The sequence below is a fragment of the Pseudomonas machongensis genome (assembly GCF_034961125.1).
In the GTDB taxonomy this organism is placed as follows: Bacteria; Pseudomonadota; Gammaproteobacteria; order Pseudomonadales; family Pseudomonadaceae; genus Aquipseudomonas; species Aquipseudomonas machongensis.
The window spans coordinates 1-1294 of sequence record NZ_JAYFUI010000016.1; the positions used below are offsets into that span (position 1 = coordinate 1).

Sequence of the window (1294 nt, forward strand, 5' to 3'; positions counted from 1 at the left end):
GAGTACAGCCGCCAGTTTGGGTGTGCGCCGTCTCGGGATATCGGCTTGGTTCGCAGGACGTAGGGCGTGCTTGGCCCAGAAAAGCATGTTGGATGAGCAGGCCCCGGCGGGAAGTTACCTGATAATTTTGTCAGGTGCGCAAGCGTTAAGGCGTGTGATATAGCTAGGTGCAGTTTCTGATCTATATGCCTACTCCGTAGGAATGCTTTGGGGCGCCAACTTCCCAAAGTTTCGACTGTCTGTGCAGCGTTCGTTGAGTGCCAGATTGGAAGCTAAGGGTTTTAATTTTTCAATTTCCTATTTTGTGAGGTTGCAATGAAAGCCTATGATTTTCCACTGCCCGAGGCACTGAACGTTCAGTATTATTTGCCGGACCGGTCCTCCGGTCTTCAATTAAAAGTGAGACCCATCAAGGATGCATTCCCTACTTCGAATATTGCAGTTTTTTTGGACTGGAGATTAATATTTCAGGTGCCGATGCCCGCAGACTGGGTTGCACCGATTATCCTTGATATTCCAGCCTCCAGCTTGGGCCCTGATGGTGTTTATCAATTGCAGTGGGGGTTGTTTGATCCGGATTCAGAAGTCACCTTTCCCTCAGATCCGGTCACGATCATCATTGGCCCTGTGAACAATTAAAAGCCCCGCGTCGACAACATTTGAAGCGAGGCGGCTGATGATCTTGCATTGCCCGAATTTGCATTAATTCGGGCTTTTAATAAGGGCAGGCACTCGGCACTGCAATGGTCTGGCCTCTAACCTAAGAAACAATCCCGCCACGGCTCCTTCACGAGCACCACCGTTTCAAGGCCGTCACCGCCATGAGCCCGTTGCAGTACCAGAAGCAATTGCGCCTGCAGGAGGCTCGGCGGCTGATGTTGGGTGAGGGGTTGGATGTGTCGAGCGCCTGTTACCGGGTCGGCTATGAAAGCCCGTCGCAGTTCAGCCGTGAGTACAGCCGCCAGTTTGGGTGTGCGCCGTCTCGGGATATCGGCTTGGTTCGCAGGACGTAGGGCGTGCTTGGCCCAGAAAAGCATGTTGGATGAGCAGGCCCCGGCGGGAAGTTACCTGATAATTTTGTCAGGTGCGCAAGCGTTAAGGCGTGTGATATAGCTAGGTGCAGTTTCTGATCTATATGCCTACTCCGTAGGAATGCTTTGGGGCGCCAACTTCCCAAAGTTTCGACTGTCTGTGCAGCGTTCGTTGAGTGCCAGATTGGAAGCTAAGGGTTTTAATTTTTCAATTTCCTATTTTGTGAGGTTGCAATGAAAGCCTATGATTTTCCACTGCCCGA

1 protein-coding gene and 1 pseudogene are annotated in these 1294 nt (G+C 51.5%); both read left to right on the forward strand.

Annotated elements, in window-relative coordinates:
- Positions 1-315: 315 nt before the first annotated feature.
- Positions 316-639, forward strand: a complete 324-nt coding sequence (locus tag VA602_RS00485) for a hypothetical protein (protein ID WP_323452164.1) — start codon at positions 316-318, stop codon at positions 637-639.
- Positions 640-794: 155 nt separating this feature from the next.
- Positions 795-1013, forward strand: a pseudogene (locus VA602_RS00490) (helix-turn-helix transcriptional regulator); the annotation flags it as partial.
- Between the last annotated feature and the right edge of the window lie 281 nt (positions 1014-1294).

Coding starts and splice junctions, on each gene's coding strand:
- VA602_RS00485 (WP_323452164.1), top strand. CDS start 316: ATGAAAGCCTATGATTTTCCACTGCCCGAGGCACTGAACGTTCAGTAT.